This window comes from Streptomyces sp. NPDC042336 (genome assembly GCF_055581985.1).
Map to the genome: position 1 here is coordinate 476,410 of NZ_JBVJEA010000001.1, position 17,684 is coordinate 494,093.

At 72.9% G+C, this 17,684-nt stretch carries 12 protein-coding genes; 7 read left to right on the forward strand and 5 right to left on the reverse strand.

Annotated elements, in window-relative coordinates; translation table 11 throughout:
- Positions 1 to 103 precede the first annotated feature (103 nt).
- The 3 genes from ACZ6IM_RS02315 to ACZ6IM_RS02325 are packed head-to-tail and all read left to right on the forward strand — an operon-like array spanning position 104 to position 2,947.
- On the forward strand, positions 104 to 1,057 hold the full coding sequence (locus ACZ6IM_RS02315) for an EamA family transporter (protein WP_052838122.1): 954 nt from the start codon (positions 104 to 106) through the stop codon (positions 1,055 to 1,057).
- Positions 1,058 to 1,090: 33 nt separating this feature from the next.
- Complete coding sequence (locus ACZ6IM_RS02320; protein ID WP_052838123.1) at positions 1,091 to 2,032, forward strand: DMT family transporter; 942 nt, start codon at positions 1,091 to 1,093, stop codon at positions 2,030 to 2,032.
- A 9-nt stretch (positions 2,033 to 2,041) separates the two neighbouring features.
- On the forward strand, positions 2,042 to 2,947 hold the full coding sequence (locus ACZ6IM_RS02325) for a LysR family transcriptional regulator (RefSeq protein ID WP_052838124.1): 906 nt from the start codon (positions 2,042 to 2,044) through the stop codon (positions 2,945 to 2,947).
- A 91-nt stretch (positions 2,948 to 3,038) separates the two neighbouring features.
- Here ACZ6IM_RS02325 and pepN (ACZ6IM_RS02330) read toward each other — a convergent pair whose 3' ends face one another.
- Entirely contained in the window at positions 3,039 to 5,612 is a 2,574-nt protein-coding gene (pepN, locus tag ACZ6IM_RS02330; RefSeq protein WP_469553890.1) for an aminopeptidase N, read from the reverse strand.
- A gap of 113 nt (positions 5,613 to 5,725) precedes the next feature.
- On the opposite strand from pepN (ACZ6IM_RS02330), the gene ACZ6IM_RS02335 reads away from it, so the two are divergent.
- A complete protein-coding gene (locus ACZ6IM_RS02335; protein ID WP_052838126.1) occupies positions 5,726 to 6,205 on the forward strand; it encodes a DUF1203 domain-containing protein in 480 nt (159 codons plus the stop codon).
- Between the two features lie 8 nt (positions 6,206 to 6,213).
- Here the strand turns inward: ACZ6IM_RS02335 and ACZ6IM_RS02340 are convergent, their stop codons facing one another.
- Positions 6,214 to 7,230, reverse strand: a complete 1,017-nt coding sequence (locus ACZ6IM_RS02340) for an aspartate-semialdehyde dehydrogenase (RefSeq protein WP_052838127.1) — start codon at positions 7,228 to 7,230, stop codon at positions 6,214 to 6,216.
- Positions 7,231 to 7,586: 356 nt separating this feature from the next.
- On the opposite strand from ACZ6IM_RS02340, the gene ACZ6IM_RS02345 reads away from it, so the two are divergent.
- A complete protein-coding gene (locus tag ACZ6IM_RS02345; protein WP_052838128.1) occupies positions 7,587 to 8,117 on the forward strand; it encodes an RNA polymerase sigma factor in 531 nt (176 codons plus the stop codon).
- 1 nt (position 8,118) lies between these two features.
- Positions 8,119 to 8,862 (forward strand): hypothetical protein, encoded by a 744-nt coding sequence (locus ACZ6IM_RS02350; protein WP_052838129.1) that lies wholly within the window; start codon positions 8,119 to 8,121, stop codon positions 8,860 to 8,862.
- Between the two features lie 96 nt (positions 8,863 to 8,958).
- Here ACZ6IM_RS02350 and ACZ6IM_RS02355 read toward each other — a convergent pair whose 3' ends face one another.
- Positions 8,959 to 12,255: a S8 family serine peptidase gene (locus ACZ6IM_RS02355; RefSeq protein WP_469553892.1), complete on the reverse strand. Its 3,297-nt coding sequence runs from the start codon at positions 12,253 to 12,255 to the stop codon at positions 8,959 to 8,961.
- 332 nt (positions 12,256 to 12,587) lie between these two features.
- Here ACZ6IM_RS02355 and ACZ6IM_RS02360 point away from each other — a divergent pair, with 332 nt between their 5' ends.
- Entirely contained in the window at positions 12,588 to 13,727 is a 1,140-nt protein-coding gene (locus ACZ6IM_RS02360; protein ID WP_469553893.1) for a serine hydrolase domain-containing protein, read from the forward strand.
- Positions 13,728 to 13,734: 7 nt separating this feature from the next.
- Here ACZ6IM_RS02360 and ACZ6IM_RS02365 read toward each other — a convergent pair whose 3' ends face one another.
- Positions 13,735 to 14,805, reverse strand: a complete 1,071-nt coding sequence (locus ACZ6IM_RS02365; protein ID WP_052838132.1) for a hypothetical protein — start codon at positions 14,803 to 14,805, stop codon at positions 13,735 to 13,737.
- A gap of 227 nt (positions 14,806 to 15,032) precedes the next feature.
- Positions 15,033 to 17,615, reverse strand: a complete 2,583-nt coding sequence (gene pepN / locus ACZ6IM_RS02370; RefSeq protein WP_052838133.1) for an aminopeptidase N — start codon at positions 17,613 to 17,615, stop codon at positions 15,033 to 15,035.
- Between the last annotated feature and the right edge of the window lie 69 nt (positions 17,616 to 17,684).

Consider the following 17,684-nt stretch of genomic DNA (forward strand, 5'->3'; position numbering starts at 1 on the left):
AGGCGATTCCGCTCGGCCGCAAGAAAGTGGCTTGACGGAAACTTGCTTAGAAGTAAGCTACTTGCAACCGAGTTGCTTCTCCTGTCCGCCGAAGGGTGCCCTCATGGCCGCCACCCGCCCCGCCGTCATCGCGCTCACCGCCCTCGCCCCCGTCGGCTGGGGCAGCACCTACGCCGTGACCACCGAGTTCCTGCCGCCCGACCGGCCCCTGTTCACCGGGCTGATGCGCGCCCTGCCCGCCGGGATGCTGCTGCTCGCCCTCGCCCGGGTGCTGCCGCGCGGCGCCTGGTGGGGGAAGGCGGCGGTGCTGGGCGCGCTGAACATCGGGGCCTTCTTCCCGTTGCTGTTCCTCGCCGCCTACCGGATGCCCGGCGGGATGGCCGCCGTCGTCGGCTCGATCGGCCCGCTCCTCGTCGTGGGGCTCTCCGCCCTGCTGCTCGGGCAGCGCCCCACCGCCCGGTCCGTGCTCACCGGCGTCGCCGCCGCGTTCGGCGTCAGCCTGGTGGTGCTGGAGGCGGCCGGGGGGCTGGACACGGTCGGCGTGCTGGCGGCCGTCGCGTCCACCGCCTCCATGTCCACCGGCACCGTGCTCGCCGGGCGTTGGGGCCGTCCCGACGGCGTCGGCCCGCTCGCCCTCACCGGCTGGCAGCTGACCGCGGGCGGCCTGCTCATCGCGCCGCTCGCCCTGCTGGTGGAGGGTGCCCCGCCCGCCCTGGACGCTCCGGCCGTCGGCGGCTACCTGTACCTGGCGCTGGCCAACACGGCACTGGCGTACTGGCTCTGGTTCCGCGGCATCGGCCGGCTCTCCGCCACCCAGGTCACCTTCCTCGGCCCGCTCTCGCCGCTCACCGCCGCCGTGATCGGCTGGGCGGCCCTCGGCGAGGCGCTCGGTCCGGTGCAACTGGCGGGCATGGCGGTGGCGTTCGGGGCGACTCTCGCGGGGCAGCGGGTGGCGCGCACGCGGCCGGCCGTGGCGGTCGGAGGACCTTTCAGTTCTGCTTCACAGAAGGGTCGGGAAGATTCGATGGACCTGACGGGTCCTGCCCTGCGACGGTAGGCCCGCCAGGCCTCCGCCCAGGAAAGGACCTTCGTGGCCACAGCCACCCGCCGCACCACCGCCCACTCCACCGCAACCCCCGCCCCGCGCACCGGCCCGGGACGACCGCCGGCGCCCGTCGCCCTCGGGCTCGCGCTCGCCGTCCTCGCCACCCTCGTCTGGTCCGGCAGCTTCGTCACCTCGCGGGCCCTGGGCGACAGCGTGCCGCCCGTCCAGCACGCGTTCTGGCGCTGGGTGGTGGCCCTCGCCGTCGTCGCCCCCTTCGGAGCGCGGCGGGCCTGGCGGCAACGCGCGCTGATCCGGCGCCACCTCGGCTTCGTGCTCCTCGCCTCCCTGCTCGGCGTGACCGTCTACAACACCCTGGTCAACCAGGCCGGAGTCACCACCCCCGCCGCCAACATGGGCATGATCATGGCGGCGTCCCCGGTGCTCATGGCCCTCTACGAACGGGCGGGCGGCGTGCGGCTCGGCGGCCGCCGGATCGCCGGGCTGGCCGTCGCCTGTGCGGGCGTCCTGCTGCTGGTCGGAGGCGACGGGGCGTCCTTCTCGGCCGGCGACCTGTGGATGATCGCCGCCGCCTGCTGCTTCGGGTCCTACAGCGCGCTGCTGCGCCGCAGGCCCGCGGGACTGGACGGGGCGGGGTTCCTGTTCACCACGTTCCTGTTCGGCACGGTCCTGCTGCTGCCCGCGCAGGGCGTCAGCCTCGCCGTCCAGGGCGGCTTCCACCCGACACCGGGCACCGTGTGGCCGCTCCTCTACGTCGGCGTCGCCTCCTCCGCCGTCGCCTTCTTCGCCTGGAACAAGGCGATCTCCCTGATCGGACCCTCCCGCGCCGGGGTCGTCTACTACCTCCAGCCGGTGTGCGTCGCCCTGCTGTCCTGGGCGCTGCTCGCCGAACCGACCGGCTGGACGCAGGCGGGCTGCATGGCGCTGATCCTCGGCGGCGTCGTCCTCGGCGCGGGGGCCCGCCGGTAGGTTGCCGCCATGGCCGACTGGGACATCCGCAAGCTGCAGATCCTGCGCACCCTGCGCGAGAGGGGCACGGTGACCGCGACGGCCGAGGCGCTGCACATGACGCCGTCCGCCGTCTCCCAGCAGCTGACGAACCTCGCCAAGCAATTGGGGGTGGAACTGCTCCAGGCCCACGGCAGAAGGGTCCGGCTGACGGACGCGGCGCGGCTGGTGCTGCGGCACGCCGAGGCGGTGTTCGAACAACTGGAGCGCGCCGACGCCGAGTTGGCGGCCCACATCCGCGGGGAGGCGGGCGAGGTCCGGGTCGGCGCCTTCTCCACCGCCGTGCCCGCCCTCGTCGTACCGGCCGTCACCGCCCTGCGCACCACGCGTCCGGGACTCGCGGTGCGGGTGCGGGAGGCCGAGGCGCAGGAGGCGTACGAGCTGCTGGCCGCCGGGGAGGTGGACCTCGCCCTGTCGCTGGCCGCGCAGGCGCCGAGCGTCGTCGACCCGCGCTTCACCCGCGTCCCGCTGCTCACCGACCCGCTGGACGTCGCCCTGCCCGGCGACCACCCGCTGGCCCGCGCGGAGCGGCTGCGGCTGGCCGACCTCGCCGCCGAACCGTGGATCTTCGGCGGCAGCGGGCCCTGGTCCGACATCACCCGCGGGGCCTGCGAGGCCGCCGGGTTCCGGCCGCACCGGGGCCACGCGGCGGCCGGCTGGCCGGCGATCCTCGCCATGGTCGGGGCGGGCATGGGCGTCGCCCTGGTACCGCGCATGGCGGCCGTGCCCCGGGACGGCGTGGCGATGCGCGAACTGCACGCGGACCGCCCCGTCCGGCACGTGGTCGCGGCCGTGCGCAAGGGCGCGGAGGAGGCCCCCGCCGTCGCCACGGTGCTGAGAGCCCTGCGGACGGCGGCGGACCAACGAGCGACGTGACCCCCGAGGGGGCGCCGCCGGGCCCGGCCGGACACACGCGAGGGGCGCCCGGTGCGACGCGCGTACCGGACGCCCCCCTTGCACGTACCGCCTACTCGGCCGCCGCCGCGTCCGCCGCCTGGGCCTTCAGCGCGCGCTCGATGCCCGAACGGGACTCCGAGACCAGGCGGCGCAGCGCCGCGTTCGGCTCGGCGGAGGCCAGCCAGGCGTCCGTGCGGTCCAGGGTCTCCTGGGACACCTGCACGGCCGGGTACAGGCCGACCGCGATCTGCTGGGCCATCTCGTGCGAACGGGACTCCCAGACGCCCTTCAGCGCCTCGAAGTACCGCTCCGTGTACGACGCCAGCAGCTCGCGCTGGTCGGTCTGGACGAAGCCGGCGATGACCGCCTCCTGCACGGCGTTCGGCAGCTTGTCGGACTCCACGACCGACTCCCAGGCCTCCGCCTTGGCCGCCTCGGTCGGCCGGGCGGCCCGCGCGGTGGCCGCGTGCCGCTCACCGGCGGCCGTCTTGTCCCGCTCGTACTCGCTCTGGATCTCCGCCCCGCCGAACCGGCCCACGGCCGCCAGCCGCTGCACGAACGCCCAGCGCAGCTCCGTGTCGACGGCCAGGCCCTCGATGGTCTGCGTGCCGTCGAGCAGCGCGTCCAGCAGGTCCAGCTGCTCCGGCGTCCGGGCCGTCGCCGCGAACGCCCGCGCCCACGCCAGCTGGTGGTCGCTGCCCGCCTCGGCGGCCCGCAGGTGGGCCAGCGTGGCCTCGGTCCAGCGGGTGAGCAGCGCCTCGCGGGCGGTCGGGGCGGCGTACTGGTCGATCGCCAGCTTCACCTGGCGGTGCAGCGACTGCACGACACCGATGTCGGACTCCTTGCCGATGCCCGACAGGACGAGGGACAGGTAGTCCCGCGTGGCCAGCTCCGCGTCGCGGGTCATGTCCCAGGCCGACGCCCAGCACAGGGCGCGCGGCAGCGACTCGGTGAAGTCGCCGAGGTGCTCGGTGACCACCGCCAGCGACTGCTCGTCCAGCCGCACCTTGGCGTACGACAGGTCGTCGTCGTTCAGGAGCAGCACCGCCGGGCGGGCCTTGCCGGCCAGCTGCGGCACGGGCGTCAGCTCGCCGTCCACGTCCAGTTCGACGCGCTCGCCCCGCACCAGCTTGCCGTCGCCGTCGAGGTCGTAGGCGCCGATCGCGATGCGGTGGGGCCGCAGCGTCGGCTCGCCCTTCGCACCGGCCGGCAGCGCCGGGGCCTCCTGGCGGACGGCGAAGGAGGTGATGACGCCGTTCGCGTCCGTCTCGATCTCCGGGCGCAGCACGTTGATGCCGGCCGTCTCCAGCCACGCCTTCGACCAGGTCCTCAGGTCGCGGCCCGAGGTCTCCTCCAGCGCGCCCAGCAGGTCGGACAGGCGGGTGTTGCCGAACGCGTGCCGTTTGAAGTACGCCTGCACGCCCCGGAAGAACGCGTCCTCACCGACGTACGCGACGAGCTGCTTGAGCACGCTCGCGCCCTTGGCGTACGTGATGCCGTCGAAGTTGACGAGCACGTCGTCCAGGTCGCTGATGTCCGCCATGATCGGGTGCGTGGACGGCAGCTGGTCCTGCCGGTACGCCCAGGTCTTCATCTGGTTGGCGAACGTCGTCCACGAGTGCGGCCACTTCGACCCCGGCGCGGCGGCCTGGCAGGCGGCCTCGGCGTAGGTGGCGAACGACTCGTTCAGCCACAGGTCGTTCCACCACTCCATGGTGACCAGGTCGCCGAACCACATGTGCGCCAGCTCGTGCAGGATCGTCGCCGCCCGCACCTCGTACGCGGCGTCCGTCACCTTGGAGCGGAACACGTACTGGTCCCGGATGGTCACCGCGCCCGCGTTCTCCATCGCGCCCGCGTTGAACTCCGGCACGAAGAGCTGGTCGTACTTCTTGAACGGGTACGGGTAGTCGAACTTCTCCTGGAACCAGTCGAAGCCCTGCCGGGTGACGTCGAAGACGGCGTCCGCGTCGAGGTGCTCGGCCAGCGACGGACGGCAGTAGATGCCGAGCGGCACCGACTGGCCGTCCTTCTCGTACACGCTGTGCACCGAGTGGTACGGGCCGACGATCAGCGCCGTGATGTACGACGAGATCCGCGGGGTCGGCTCGAACTCCCAGACGTTGTCCTTCGGCTCGGGCGTCGGCGAGTTGGAGATGACCGTCCAGCCCTCGGGGGCCTTCACGGTGAACTGGAACGTCGCCTTCAGGTCCGGCTGCTCGAAGCTCGCGAAGACCCGGCGCGCGTCCGGCACCTCGAACTGCGTGTACAGGTACGCCTGGTCGTCCACCGGATCGACGAACCGGTGCAGACCCTCACCGGTGTTGGTGTACGCGCAGTCCGCGGCCACGCGCAGGATGTTGCGCCCCGGCAGCAGCCCCGGCAGGGCGATGCGGGAGTCCTGGAACACCTCGGCCACATCGAGGGCGTCGCCGTTCAGCGTCACCTCGTGGACCGTCGGCGCGACCAGGTCGATGAAGGACTCGCCGCCGCCCTCGGCGACATCGAAGCGCACCGTGGTCACGGACCGGTAGGTGCCGCCCTCCTGCGCGCCGGTGAGGTCGAGATCGATCTCGTACGAGTCAACGGTCAGCAGCGTCGCCCGCTGCCGCGCCTCTTCGCGAGTCAGGTTTGTGCCAGGCACGCGGTCATCTCCTCGTTATGTGTGGGTTGCGCCATCCTTCCACGTGACCTGTGTCCAACGCGATGTCCGTTTCCCGCCGGTGCCCGGGGCCCGCGCGCGCGAGCCTGGACCCCATGAACGGCTACTGCGCACACCCCGTCCCGCCCGTCGCCCTCAAGGAACTGCGCGCCACCGACGACGCGGGCCGCGTCCCCGCCCCCTTCACCGACGACGAGGGCGGCGCACCCCTGCGCTGCTGCCTGCGCCACAGCCGCGCCGGCGAGCGCATCGCCCTGGTCTCCTACGCCCCGCTGCGCCGCTGGGCGGCGGAGACGGGCGCCGACCCGGGCGCCTACGACGAGCAGGGCCCCGTCTTCATCCACGCCGACGACTGCGCGGGACCGGAGGAGACGGAGGGCCTGCCCTTCACCAACTCGCACCGCACCGTGCGTCGCTACTGCGCCCAGGGGCGCATCCTGGGCGGACGCCTGGTCGCGTCCGCCGACGGCTTCGCACCCGCCCTCCGGGAAGCGTTCGACGACCCGGCCGTGGCGTTCGTCCACGTCCGGGCCGTCGAGTACGGCTGCTTCCTCTACGAGGTCAGGCGGGGCTGACCCGGTCGTCAGCCCTTCAGCTCCGCCGCCACCAGCTCCGCGATCTGCACCGCGTTCAGGGCCGCGCCCTTGCGCAGGTTGTCGTTGGAGACGAACAGGGCGAGGCCGTTGTCCACGGTCTCGTCCTGGCGGATGCGGCCCACGTACGACGGGTCCTGGCCGGCCGCCTCCAGCGGGGTCGGCACCTCGGTGAGCGCGACGCCGGGGGCGCCGGCCAGCAGCTCCTTGGCGCGCTCGACGCTGATCGGGCGGGCGAATCGGGCGTTGATCTGCAGGGAGTGGCCGCTGAAGACGGGCACGCGCACACAGGTGCCCGACACCTTCAGCTCCGGGATCTCCAGGATCTTGCGAGACTCGTTGCGTAGCTTCTGCTCCTCGTCCGTCTCGTGCAGACCGTCGTCGACGATGGAACCGGCCAGCGGCAGCACGTTGTACGCGATCGGCGCCACGTACTTGTCCGGCTCCGGGAACTGAACGGCCGAGCCGTCGTGGGTCAGCTTGGGGGCGTCCGCGCCCACCTTCTGGACCTGCTCGAACAGCTCGTCCACACCGGCCAGGCCGGAACCGGACACCGCCTGGTAGGTGGCGACGACGAGGGCTTCGAGGCCCGCCTCCGCGTGCAGCGGACGCAGCACCGGCATCGCGGCCATCGTGGTGCAGTTCGGGTTGGCGATGATGCCCTTGGGGCGGTCGGCGATCGCGTGCGGGTTCACCTCGGAGACCACCAGGGGCACCTCGGGGTCGCGGCGCCAGGCGGAGGAGTTGTCGATCACGACGGGGCCCTGCGAGGCGACCTTTTCGGCCAGCGCCTTGGAGGTGGCGCCGCCCGCCGAGAACAGCACGATGTCGAGCCCGGAGTAGTCGGCGGTGGCCGCGTCCTCCACCGTCACGCCGTCCAGCTCCTTGCCGGCACTGCGCGCCGAGGCGAACAGGCGCAGTTCGGTGACCGGGAAGTCGCGCTCCGTGAGGATCCTGCGCATGACCGTGCCCACCTGACCGGTGGCTCCGACGATTCCGACCCTCACGGTGACTCCTTCTCCGTTCGTGCGCGTGTCCTCACGCGCGCTTTGCTCGGCCGAGACTTTTCCATCATGGGGCGAAGCCCGGCCCGCCTGTCCAATCCTTTGCGCGGTGTGCCCGCGCACCGGGACGCGGCGACCGGGGCGATGGGTGTGGTCCTTGCGCACGAAGCCCGGCTGAGCTGCAGAAATTCCGTCGCCTCGCCCCCGCGCCGCAAGCTGTGCTGTTCCGCCCCTGCCCATCCCTTCCCACCGCACACGACGATGTGACGTACGCCTCGCACCGAAAGGCGGCCGCACGGGCGAACGTTTCGGGCGCCTCGCGCGTCCTAGGGGAAACGTGGCCCGGGGGAGGGGTGGCTTTGCTGCGCGGACGGATCCGCCGCGGCCAGGAGGACGGCGTACGCGACGACCCCCTGGACGCGGCACAGGAACGCCGGGTGCGGGCGGTGCTGGCGCTCGGCGGGGTGCCGCAGGCGGACCTGCCGGACGGGGTGCAGCAGGTCCGGCTGCGGCTGCTGGAGCGGACGGCCAGTGGCCGCGAGGCGCCGCGCGACGTGTCCGCCTGGGCGGCGGTCGTCGCCTCCAACCTGGCCATGGACTGGCACCGGGCCAGGCGCCGCCAGGACCGGCTCGGGGAACGCCTGGCCGCGCTGCGCCAGACGGAGCACCCCGGCGACGAGGACAGCAGCGTCCTGTCCCTTGCGATCGCCCAGGGCCTGGACGAGCTGCCGGACGCCCAGCGCCAGGTCCTCGTCCTGCGCTTCTACGCCGACCTTCCGGTGCGCGGCATCGCCGAGGAGCTGGGCATCCCCGAGGGCACGGTCAAGAGCAGGCTGCACGCGGCGGTACGGGCCCTGCGCGCCCGCCTGCACGAGGACGAGGTGGTGTGAGATGGCCGCCGAACAGCACCCCGGTGGGTACGACGCGCTGATGGCCGCGATCACGGGCGAGCCGCTGCCGCCGGACGCGGGCGCGGACGCCCGCGGCGAGTACCGGTCGGCGACGGCCGACGTGGCGCTGCTGCGGGAGCAGCTGAACCTGCTGGGCGACGCCCTGGGCGACGCGGTTCCGGAAGAGCGCCCGGCTCCGGTTCCGGCCCGGCTCCCGGCCCCGCGCCGCCACCGCCCCTTCCGCCTCGCCCTCGGCGTCCTCGCGGCGGCCTGCGCGGGAGTCGTCGTCACGGGCCTGGGCTGGCTGGTCGTGCAGAGCGGCAGTGGTGCCTCCGACGACGCGGCGAGCGGCAGCGCGGCCGACAAGTCCGCGGCCCGGCCGGACGGTCCGTCGGCGGGCCAGGAGGCCGCCGCGGTCTTCGGCACCCCCCGCTACCTCGCCTGCGCCCGGCTGGTCGCCGAGGGCACGGTGACCGCCGCCGAACCGGTGCCGGGGGCGGCACGGCACCGGATCACGCTCCGCGTGACACACGCCTACGCGCCGCAGGGGAGTCCCGCGCCGACGACGACGTTCGTCCTCGACGACCACCTCGCCCGGCTCGGCCCCGGCGACCGGGTCCTGGTCGGCGGCCTCCGGGACCGGCCCACCGCGGACACGGTGATCACCGGTGACCGGAACATCGCCACCGCCCGCGCCCGGGTCACCGCCTCCCTCCCCGAGGCCCGCACCCTCACCTGCGACTGACCGCGCCGAGAGGCACACCGAGCAGCACAGCGAGGAGCACGCGGAAGGGACGGACGCCCGACCCGGCACGCCCGCCCCTCCCCGTACCGCACCGGACTACGGCACGACCTTCCCGATCCGCACGCTGCCGAGGCCCGCGACCGTGCCGTGGGCGTTGACCAGCCGGACCCGGCCGAAGAACTCGCGGCCCTCGGGGGCGGCGGCCAGGGCCGTGACGCTGCCGGAGACCGTCGCCGAGTCGCCGGTGCCGAGCTTCACCGGCGCCGAGCCGTCCACGGTGACGGAGCCGAGGGTGTCGGCGAAGTACACGTCCCGGTAGTCGTACTGAGTGCTGCCGGAGGGCACCGAGTAGCCCGCGACCTCGACGGTGTACGTACCGGCGGCCGGCTTCGCGACGGAGACCGACTCCTCCGAGTCGCCGTCGGCGGACTGGGCGACGACGGCGCCGTCCTCGCCGTAGACCGTCAGGTCCAGGTCGGCGGCCGCGTCGGAGACGCCCCCGATGGCGACGTCCAGCGACTCGGCGCCCTCGGGCACCTCGATCGTGGAGGTGGCCGTGTCACCCTGCTCGATCGTCGGACGGGACGTCTCGGAGGAGCCGAGCGGGCCGCCGACCAGCTTGCCGTCGAGCGGGGCGTACCGGTTGGTCACCGTCCAGGAGGCGTCGGCCGGGGTGCCGGCCTTGGCCTCGGGCACGGTGACGACCTCCGGGTCGAAGGACGCGCCGAGCACGGTGACGTCGAGCTGGTAGGGGTTGTCCAGGAGCGGCGAGGTGCGCCGGGCCTCGACCTCGACCTCCCAGACGCCGGGCTGCGGGTCGGCGTACGCCCGCACGTCGGGGCGGCAGCCGTTGCCGTCGAGGTAGTTGTTGTAGCAGTACGGCGTGGAGGTGTTGTCGACCGGGACGCCGTAGGGATGCAGGGAGATGAACCGGGTCTGGCTCCCGCCCTTGAGCCCGCCGATCGCCACCTCCAGCGCCTTCGCGCCCTCGGGGACGGTCACGAAGTAGGACCTGGTGGCGTTGCGCTGCACCGAGCCCTTCGCGGAGAAGTCGTACTTCAGCGGGGCCGAGACGACGACCGTGGTCAGGACCTGCTTGTCGACGCCCTGGGTGCGCGGGTCGTCGACCTCCAGGATCGCGCTCTTGAGACCGGCGGAACCCGGCCGTGCCTCGACCTTGACCGTGACCGGCTTGTTCAGCGGCAGGTACACCTCGTCCCGTCCGGCGATCCGGAAGGTGTGTTCCGCGTTGTTCTCGAGGTCCAGCTCGTGCCGGACCGGCCGGTCGGCGCCGGTGGTGCGGGTGAGCGTGATCTCGTACGTCTTCTTCTGCCCGGCCTTCAGGCCGCCCTCGCGGTCGTAGAGGCCGGTGCCGCGGCCCGGGGTCGCCAGGGCCTGGTCGATCGCGGTGTCGACCGGCGCCTCGACCGTGTACTCGTGGGCGGTGGCGCCGCGCCGGACCGCCTTCCAGGCGTCGGGGACGTCGATCAGGCCCGCGCCCTCCTCGTACGCCTGCGCGCCCTTGATGTGGTCGGCGGTGGAGGTCAGCGCCGTCCGCAGCTTCGCCGGGGTCAGGTCGATGCGGGCCTGCTTCGCCGCCGACAGCAGCAGCGCCGAGGCGCCGGCGGCCTGCGGCGACGCCATCGAGGTGCCCTGGAGCATGCCGTAACCGGCGGGCAGGTCGTAGCCCGCCTCCGGGACCGGGGCGCCGGGCATCCAGGTCTGGATGGAGTTGACCGCCGCGCCGGGCGCGGTCAGCGTCGGTGTGAAGCCGCCGTCCTCACGTGGGCCGCGCGAGGAGAACGGCATCATCGCGTACTTGGTCTGCACCGCGGAGCCGTAGTTGGCGGCCCAGGTCTCGCGGGAGATGGACGCGCCGACCGAGATCACCTTGTCGGCGAGGCCGGGGTCGCCGATGGTGTTGGCGCCGGGGCCGGAGTTGCCCGCGGAGATGACCAGCTGCACGCCGTAGGTGTCGATGAGGCGGGTGTACAGCAGGGCGCGCGCGTTGGCACCGTCGTTGAGGGCGGGCAGGCCGCCGATCGACATGTTGACGATGTCGACGCCGCGGTTGATGACGAGGTCCGCCATGCCCTCGGTGAGCGCGACGTTGGTGCAGCCGCCGCTCCAGGTGCAGGCGCGGGAGGAGACGATCTTCGCGCCGGGCGCGGCGCCGTCCATCTTGCCGCCGAACAGCCCGTTGGCGGCGGCGAGTCCGGCGACGTGCGTGCCGTGCTCGGACTCGATGACGCCGATGTTGACGAAGTCGGCCTTGGCGCCCGCGGCGTTGTAGGTGACGTCCTTGCGGATCTCGACCACGAAGGGCTGGCGCTCGGCCACGTCCGTCGTGGGGTCGTCGGTGCCGAAGTACCCGACCTGGAAGCCGTCCTTGTAGGGCTTCATCGGGGTGTCGTCGGAGAAGTCGTGGTTGTTGTTCAGGTCGACACGGACCGTGCCGGCCTGCGCGTCGTACAGGACGCCCCAGGAGTCGGTGGTGTCGCCGTCCCGGTTGGCGTCGCCCTTGGCGTCACCGCCGGTGGTGTACGACTCCAGGAAGGTGCTGACCCGGTAGGAGCCGGCGGGCGCCGTCCAGGTGCGGCCGTCGTAGGTGAAGGCCGGCCCGGAGACGGAGGTGGTCATCGGGCGCCAGGTGCGGTCGGCGTCGGCGACCGGGTCGGTGGCGGTGACCCAGTCGACGATCTTGCGCTCGCCGGTGGTGGTCTTCTGCAGCGCCGGATGGGCGAGGTCGACGCCCGAGTCGAGGATGCCGATGGTGACGCCGCGCCCGTCCGACTTCGGGTTCTTCTTCACGAAGTCGACGGCGCCCGTCTCGAAGGACGGGTTGTACGGGTTCTCGGCCGGGGTCGAGCGGTTCGGCGCCGGATAGGAACGGCCCTGGTGCGAGGCGCCCTCGGCCATGTCCGCGCTCGGCGTCGGGTCGTCCAGCGGGATCTCGTCGCGCAGGTCGATGCCGTTCACCGAGGAGAGCTTCACGGCGGCGGCGATGGCCGAGTCCGCCTCGGCGGTGGGCACGGTGGCACGGACGTAGCCCAACTTGTCGTAGGTGCGGCCGACGCTGCCGCCGTCGACCGCGTCCAGCTCCTTCGCCACCTGCTCGGTCCGGCCCGGCGCGGTGGCGACCATCATCGTGATGTTCTTCGCGCCGTCGGCCTTCGCCTCGGCGAGCAGGTCCGCGTCGTGGGAACCGAGCTTGTCGTGGGCGGACTTGACGGAGGCGTCGACGGGAGGCGCGGTCGTCACCGGGCCGTCGGCGGCGAGGGCCACGGGCACGGGCCCGATCGCGGCGAGCGCGGCGACGAGGCCCGTGGCGACGGCCAGGCGGGCCGCGCGTCTCGCGCCCGGTATCGGTTCGCGCTGGGGGCTGTTGGTCATCGGCATCCCTTGGGGTGAAGGAACGAGCGGTACGACCGAGGCCGATCGACCCTGGCCGAGGCAGTCCGGAATCCGATCCCGGACGACCGCTCAGCTTTACTCAAGGGATCACTGATTGGGGAGAGTTGTCCGGGGCGAGAAGAGGGCATGGCGTACTTCCGCCATACGCCATCGGGGACACAAGGGGCGGGCCGTGACAATCCCATGGCCCGTACGGCACCGGTGCGGGTGAAATGGGGCCGAATCCTGTTCAACCGTCGCGGACCATGGCAACCCTCATGCGGTCGGTGCGGTCTCTCCCGGGACCGAGCAGTACCGAGGATGGGGAAGACATGACCGTACGCGTACGTTCCGCCCTGCTCGCGGCCACCGCCCTGGCCCTGTCGGCGGCCCTCGCGGGCCCCGCCGTGGCCGCGCCCGCCGCCACCGACGGCCACGACGCGACCCGCCGCGCCCTCCAGGCCGCCGTCGAGGACGGAGTGCCGGGGGTCACGGCGACCGCCCGCGACGGCCGCGGCACCTGGTCCCAGACCGCGGGAGTGGGCGACCTGCGCACCGGCGAGCCGCGCTCCGAGCGGGACCGCTACCGGGTCGGCAGCATCACCAAGACCTTCGTCGCCACCGTGCTGCTCCAACTGGAGGCCGAGGGCCGGCTCTCGCTCGACGACACGGTGGACGAGTGGCTGCCGGGCCTGGTCACGGGCCACGGCCACGACGGCGGCCGGATCACCCTGCGCCGGCTCCTCAACCACACCAGCGGCGTCTACGACTACACGGCCGACAAGGGATTCGCCCGTGACCACTTCCTCAAGGACGGCTTCTTCGAGCACCGCTACGACACGGTGACACCGCGTGAGCTGGTCGCGATCGCCATGGCCCACGAGCCGGACTTCGTATCCGGCGCCTCCTGGAACTACTCCAACACCAACTACGTCCTGGCCGGCCTGGTGATCGAGGAGGCCACCGGCCGCCCGTACGGCGATGAGGTGCGCCGCCGGATCATCGAGCCGCTGGGGCTGCGCGCCACCTCCATCCCGGGCACCCGCACCGGCCTGCCCGAGCCCAGCAGCCGGGCCTACTCCAAGCTGGCGCCGACGGCGACCGGCCCGACGTACGACGTCACGCGGCTCAACCCGTCCATCGCCGGCGCGTCGGGCGAGGCGGTCTCCAGCTCGGCCGACCTGAACCGCTTCTACACCGCCCTGTTCCGGGGCAGGCTGCTGCCCGCGAAGCAGCTGGCCGAGATGACGACCACGGTCCCCGCGCGGGAGGGCGCCGACTACGGACTCGGCCTGATCAAGCGCCGGCTGGACTGCGGAGTGACGGTCTGGGGGCACGCCGGGGGCATCCACGGCTCCTCCTCGGAGGCGGTGACGACCCGGGACGGCAGGCACGCGCTCGCCTTCAACTTCAACGGCGACTGGGCCGGCGACGCCGAGGCGGTGATCGAGGCCGAGTTCTGCGCCCGGTGAGCGGGACCTACCGGGGCAACACCACGACGTAGGCCGCGGGTTCCCGGTCCCCGGCCGCCATCAGAGCCGTGCGCACGACGGCCGCCTGGTGCTCCGGGCAGTCCCGCAGCTTGCGCGGGGTCAGGTGCACGACCGTGATCCCCAGCCGCTCCAGGTGCTCGCGCTTGCGGGCGTGCTCCGCCCAGGCGGCGTCGTCCTCGTGCTGCCGGTGCGCCCGGGTGTCCAGCTCCAGGGCCACCGCCTGCTCGGGCCAGAAGGCGTCCACGCCGCCCAGGTGGGGGCCGCCGGGCAGGCGCAGGTCGACGTTCCAGACCGGCTCGGGCAGGGCGTGCTCGCGCACCATCCGGTACAGCCGCTGCTCGGCCAGCGCCCGCCCCTCGGCGACCAGCGAGTCCACGGCGTCCACCACGTGCGGGCGGCTGAGCAGCCGGGCCCGGTTCAGCTCCCGCACCACCGCGGCCGGTTCGCAGTGCCCGCCGCGCACCGCCTCCGTCAGAAGCCGGCGGACCGTGCCCGGGTCGGTCAGCTCCGCCACCGCGTCCGCCAGGGCCCGGGCCACCGGTGCCACCGGGACCCCGGTCAGCTCCACGGCGGTGGGCAGCGCGGCCGTGCGGACGACGCGCGCACACCCCGTCGTGCGCAGCCGGCGCAGCCGCGGGACCAGGACGTCGATGAGGTCCAGGGACGACAGCGGGGGAGCGGCGGAGAAGCCGTGCAGCGTCAGCGCGGCCAGGCCGGTGATCATCGCCTCCGCGTAGGCCGGCACGGGTGGGTGCTCCCCGCCCGGCTGGACCGGCACGGAGGCGCTCACGCCGGGTGCCGCACCGGAGGCGCGGTCCCGCGCCGCGTAGAGCAGCACCGCGTGCAGGCGCTCGTCGCTGGTCGGCGGACCCGGGTGCAGCAGGACGACGTTCGGGAGGAGCTGCTGCCAGGGGCCGCCGGGCCGGCACTGCTCGTTGGTCTCCGCGACGGAGACACCGTGCGCCCGCAGCTGGGCGGCCGTCATCAGCCGGCGCCGGCCGCCGGCCAGTTCGTGGAGCGGGCGGGGGCGCGGGGTGAGCGGGGTGTTGTGCGTCATGACCGGCAATCTCCCGCGCCCGATCCGCCCCTTAACCCCTGTTACACGCCCATCGCCGAACCGGGACAGGGCCGCCCTGAAGGACGGGTGTTCGGATGCCGAAAACCCCTGGTCCGAATGGGTGGGACCAGGGGTTACGGCTGCTCTTGACCGAATTCCGTAACGACGACGGAACGCTCAATCGTTGGCCAAGGCGGCAGTGCTCATGTCACGCCGAGCCCCACCGCTCACCGCCCGCCGCAGGCCCCGTCACAAGCCTGCGCCCGCAGGGCCCGCGCCAGATCGTCCCGCGCCTCCAGCACCAGCCTGCGCAGCGCCGGCGCCGCGTCCTCGTGCGCCGACAGCCACGCGTCGGTCGCGTCCAGCGTCTCCTGGGAGTCCCGCAGCGACGGGAACAGGCCCCGGACCACGTCCATCCCGATCTGGATGGACCGCTCGGCCCACACCCGCTCGATCGCCGCGAAGTACTTCTCGGTGTACGGCGCGAGCAGCTCCCGCTGCGAGGGCTGCGCGAAGCCGGCGATGGTCGCCTCGACGAGGGCGTTGGACAGCTTGTCCGACTCGACGACCTGCGCCCAGGCCTGCGCCTTGACCACGTCGGAGGGCCGCGAGGCCAGGCAGCGCACCTGGTGCCGCTTGCCGGAGGCCGTGTCGTCGCGGGCCAGTTCGGCCGCCAGGACGCCCTCGTCGGCCGCGCCGTGGGCCGCGAGCGGGGCGAGGAAGACCCACCGCAGCTCCTGGTCCACGTCCAGCCCGTCGATCTTCTCCGTGCCCTCCAGCAGACCCCGGAGCACCGCCAGGTCCGCCTCCTCGGACGCCACCGACGCGAAGAACCGCGCCCACGCCAGCTGCTGCTCGCTGCCCGGCGCCGCGTCCCGCAGCTCGCGCAGCGCACCCTCGGCGAGCAGCCGCCCGCCCGTCTCCCGCCACTCGGGGGCGGCGTAGTGCACCAGCGCCGAGTCGGTCCAGGCGTGCAGCATCTGCAGGACGCCGATGTCGGACTCGCGCCCCGCGAACCGCAGCACCAGCTCCGCGAAGTCCCGGGCCGGCAGCAGCGCGTCCCGCGTCATGTTCCACAGCGCCGACCAGCACAGGGCACGGGCCAGCGGGTCGGTCAGCGCGCCCAGGTGCTCGCGCAGCGTCGCCAGCGAGGTGTCGTCGAAGCGCGTCTTGCAGTACGTGAGGTCGTCGTCGTTCACCAGGACCAGCTCCGGCGCCTGGGCACCGGCCAGCTCCGCCACCACCGTGCGCGGCCCCTCGACGTCCACCTCGGCGCGTGCGTACCGCTCCAAGGCGCCCTCGGCCGTACGCCGGTACAGGCCCACCGCGACGCGGTGCGGGCGCAGTTCGGGGTGCGACTCGACCGCCTCCTGCACGACCGCCAGCTCGTCCACGCGGCCCTCGGCGCTCAGCAGCACCTGCGGGGTCAGCGAGTTGACGCCCGCCGTCTGGAGCCAGGAGCGCGACCAGGCGGCCATGTCCCGCCCACTGGTCTCCTCGAGGACGGACAGCAGGTCGCCCAGGCGGGTGTTGCCGTACGCGTGACGCTTGAAGTAGCGCCGCGCGCCCTCCAGGAACGCGTCCTGCCCGACGTACGCCACCAGCTGCTTGAGCGCGGAGGCGCCCTTGGCGTAGGTGATGCCGTCGAAGTTGAGCTTGGCGTCCTCCAGGTCACGGATGTCGGCCGTGATCGGGTGGGTGGAGGGGAGCTGGTCGGCGCGGTACGCCCAGGCCTTGCGGCGGTTGGCGAAGGTGATCCAGGCGTCCTTGAACCGGGTCGCGTTGACGTTGGCGAACGCGCCCATGAAGTCCGCGAAGGACTCCTTCAGCCACAGGTCGTCCCACCACTCCATGGTGACCAGGTCGCCGAACCACATGTGCGCCATCTCGTGCAGGATCGTGTTGGCACGGCCCTCGTACGACGCCCGCGTCACCTTCCCGCGGAAGATGTACTCCTCCCGGAAGGTCACCATCCCCGGGTTCTCCATCGCGCCGAGGTTGTACTCGGGCACGAAGGCCTGGTCGTACTTCCCGAAGGGGTAGGGGTAGTCGAAGTGGTCGTGGAAGAAGTCCAGGCCCTGCTTGGTGATCAGGAAGACGTCGTCGGCGTCGAAGTGCGGGGCGAGCCCCTTGCGGCACAGGGCGCCGAGCGGGATCTCCAGCCGGGTGCCGTCCTCGAAGGTCCGCTCGTAGGAATCCGTCACGTAGTGGTACGGACCGGCCACCACACACGTGATGTACGTCGAGATCGGCTTGGTCTCCGCGAACCGCCACACACCGTCGGCGCGCTCACCCGCGCCGTTGGACCACACCGTCCACTCCTCGGGCGCGCGCACCTCGAAGCGGAAGGGCGCCTTGAGGTCGGGCTGCTCGAAGCCCGCGAAGACCCGGCGCGAGTCGGCCGGCTCGTACTGGGTGTACAGGTACACCTCGCCGTCCTCGGGGTCGACGAAGCGGTGCAGGCCCTCGCCGGTGCGGGAGTACGCGCACTGGGCGTCGACCACCAGCTCGTTGTCGGCGGCCAGGTCCTCCAGGGCGATCCGGGAGCCGTCGAAGACCTCGCTCGGGTCGAGGTCGCGGCCGTTCAGGGAGACGGCGGTGACACTCGGGGCGATCAGGTCGGCGAAGCTGCTCGCGCCGGGCTCGTTGCAGCGGAAGCGGATCGTGGTGACGGACCGGAACGTGCGCGGCCCCTCGCCCTGCGCGTCACCGACGGCCGAGCGCACGTCGAGGGACACGTCGTACCCGTCGACGGACAGCAGGGCGGCCCGCTCCCGGGCCTCGTCGCGGGACAGATTCTCACCGGGCACGGGCGGCACTCCCTCGGATGGTGTTCGGTACAGGCGGTGTCACGTGGTGTTCAGTATGCGGACAGCACC

Excerpts from the sequence above, each read along its gene's own strand:
- ACZ6IM_RS02335 (WP_052838126.1), top strand. The coding sequence starts at position 5,726 with ATGAACGGCTACTGCGCACACCCCGTCCCGCCCGTCGCCCTCAAGGAA.
- ACZ6IM_RS02325 (WP_052838124.1), top strand. The coding sequence starts at position 2,042 with ATGGCCGACTGGGACATCCGCAAGCTGCAGATCCTGCGCACCCTGCGC.
- ACZ6IM_RS02355 (WP_469553892.1), bottom strand. The coding sequence starts at position 12,255 with ATGACCAACAGCCCCCAGCGCGAACCGATACCGGGCGCGAGACGCGCG.
- ACZ6IM_RS02350 (WP_052838129.1), top strand. The coding sequence starts at position 8,119 with ATGGCCGCCGAACAGCACCCCGGTGGGTACGACGCGCTGATGGCCGCG.
- ACZ6IM_RS02365 (WP_052838132.1), bottom strand. The coding sequence starts at position 14,805 with ATGACGCACAACACCCCGCTCACCCCGCGCCCCCGCCCGCTCCACGAA.
- ACZ6IM_RS02360 (WP_469553893.1), top strand. The coding sequence starts at position 12,588 with ATGACCGTACGCGTACGTTCCGCCCTGCTCGCGGCCACCGCCCTGGCC.
- ACZ6IM_RS02315 (WP_052838122.1), top strand. The coding sequence starts at position 104 with ATGGCCGCCACCCGCCCCGCCGTCATCGCGCTCACCGCCCTCGCCCCC.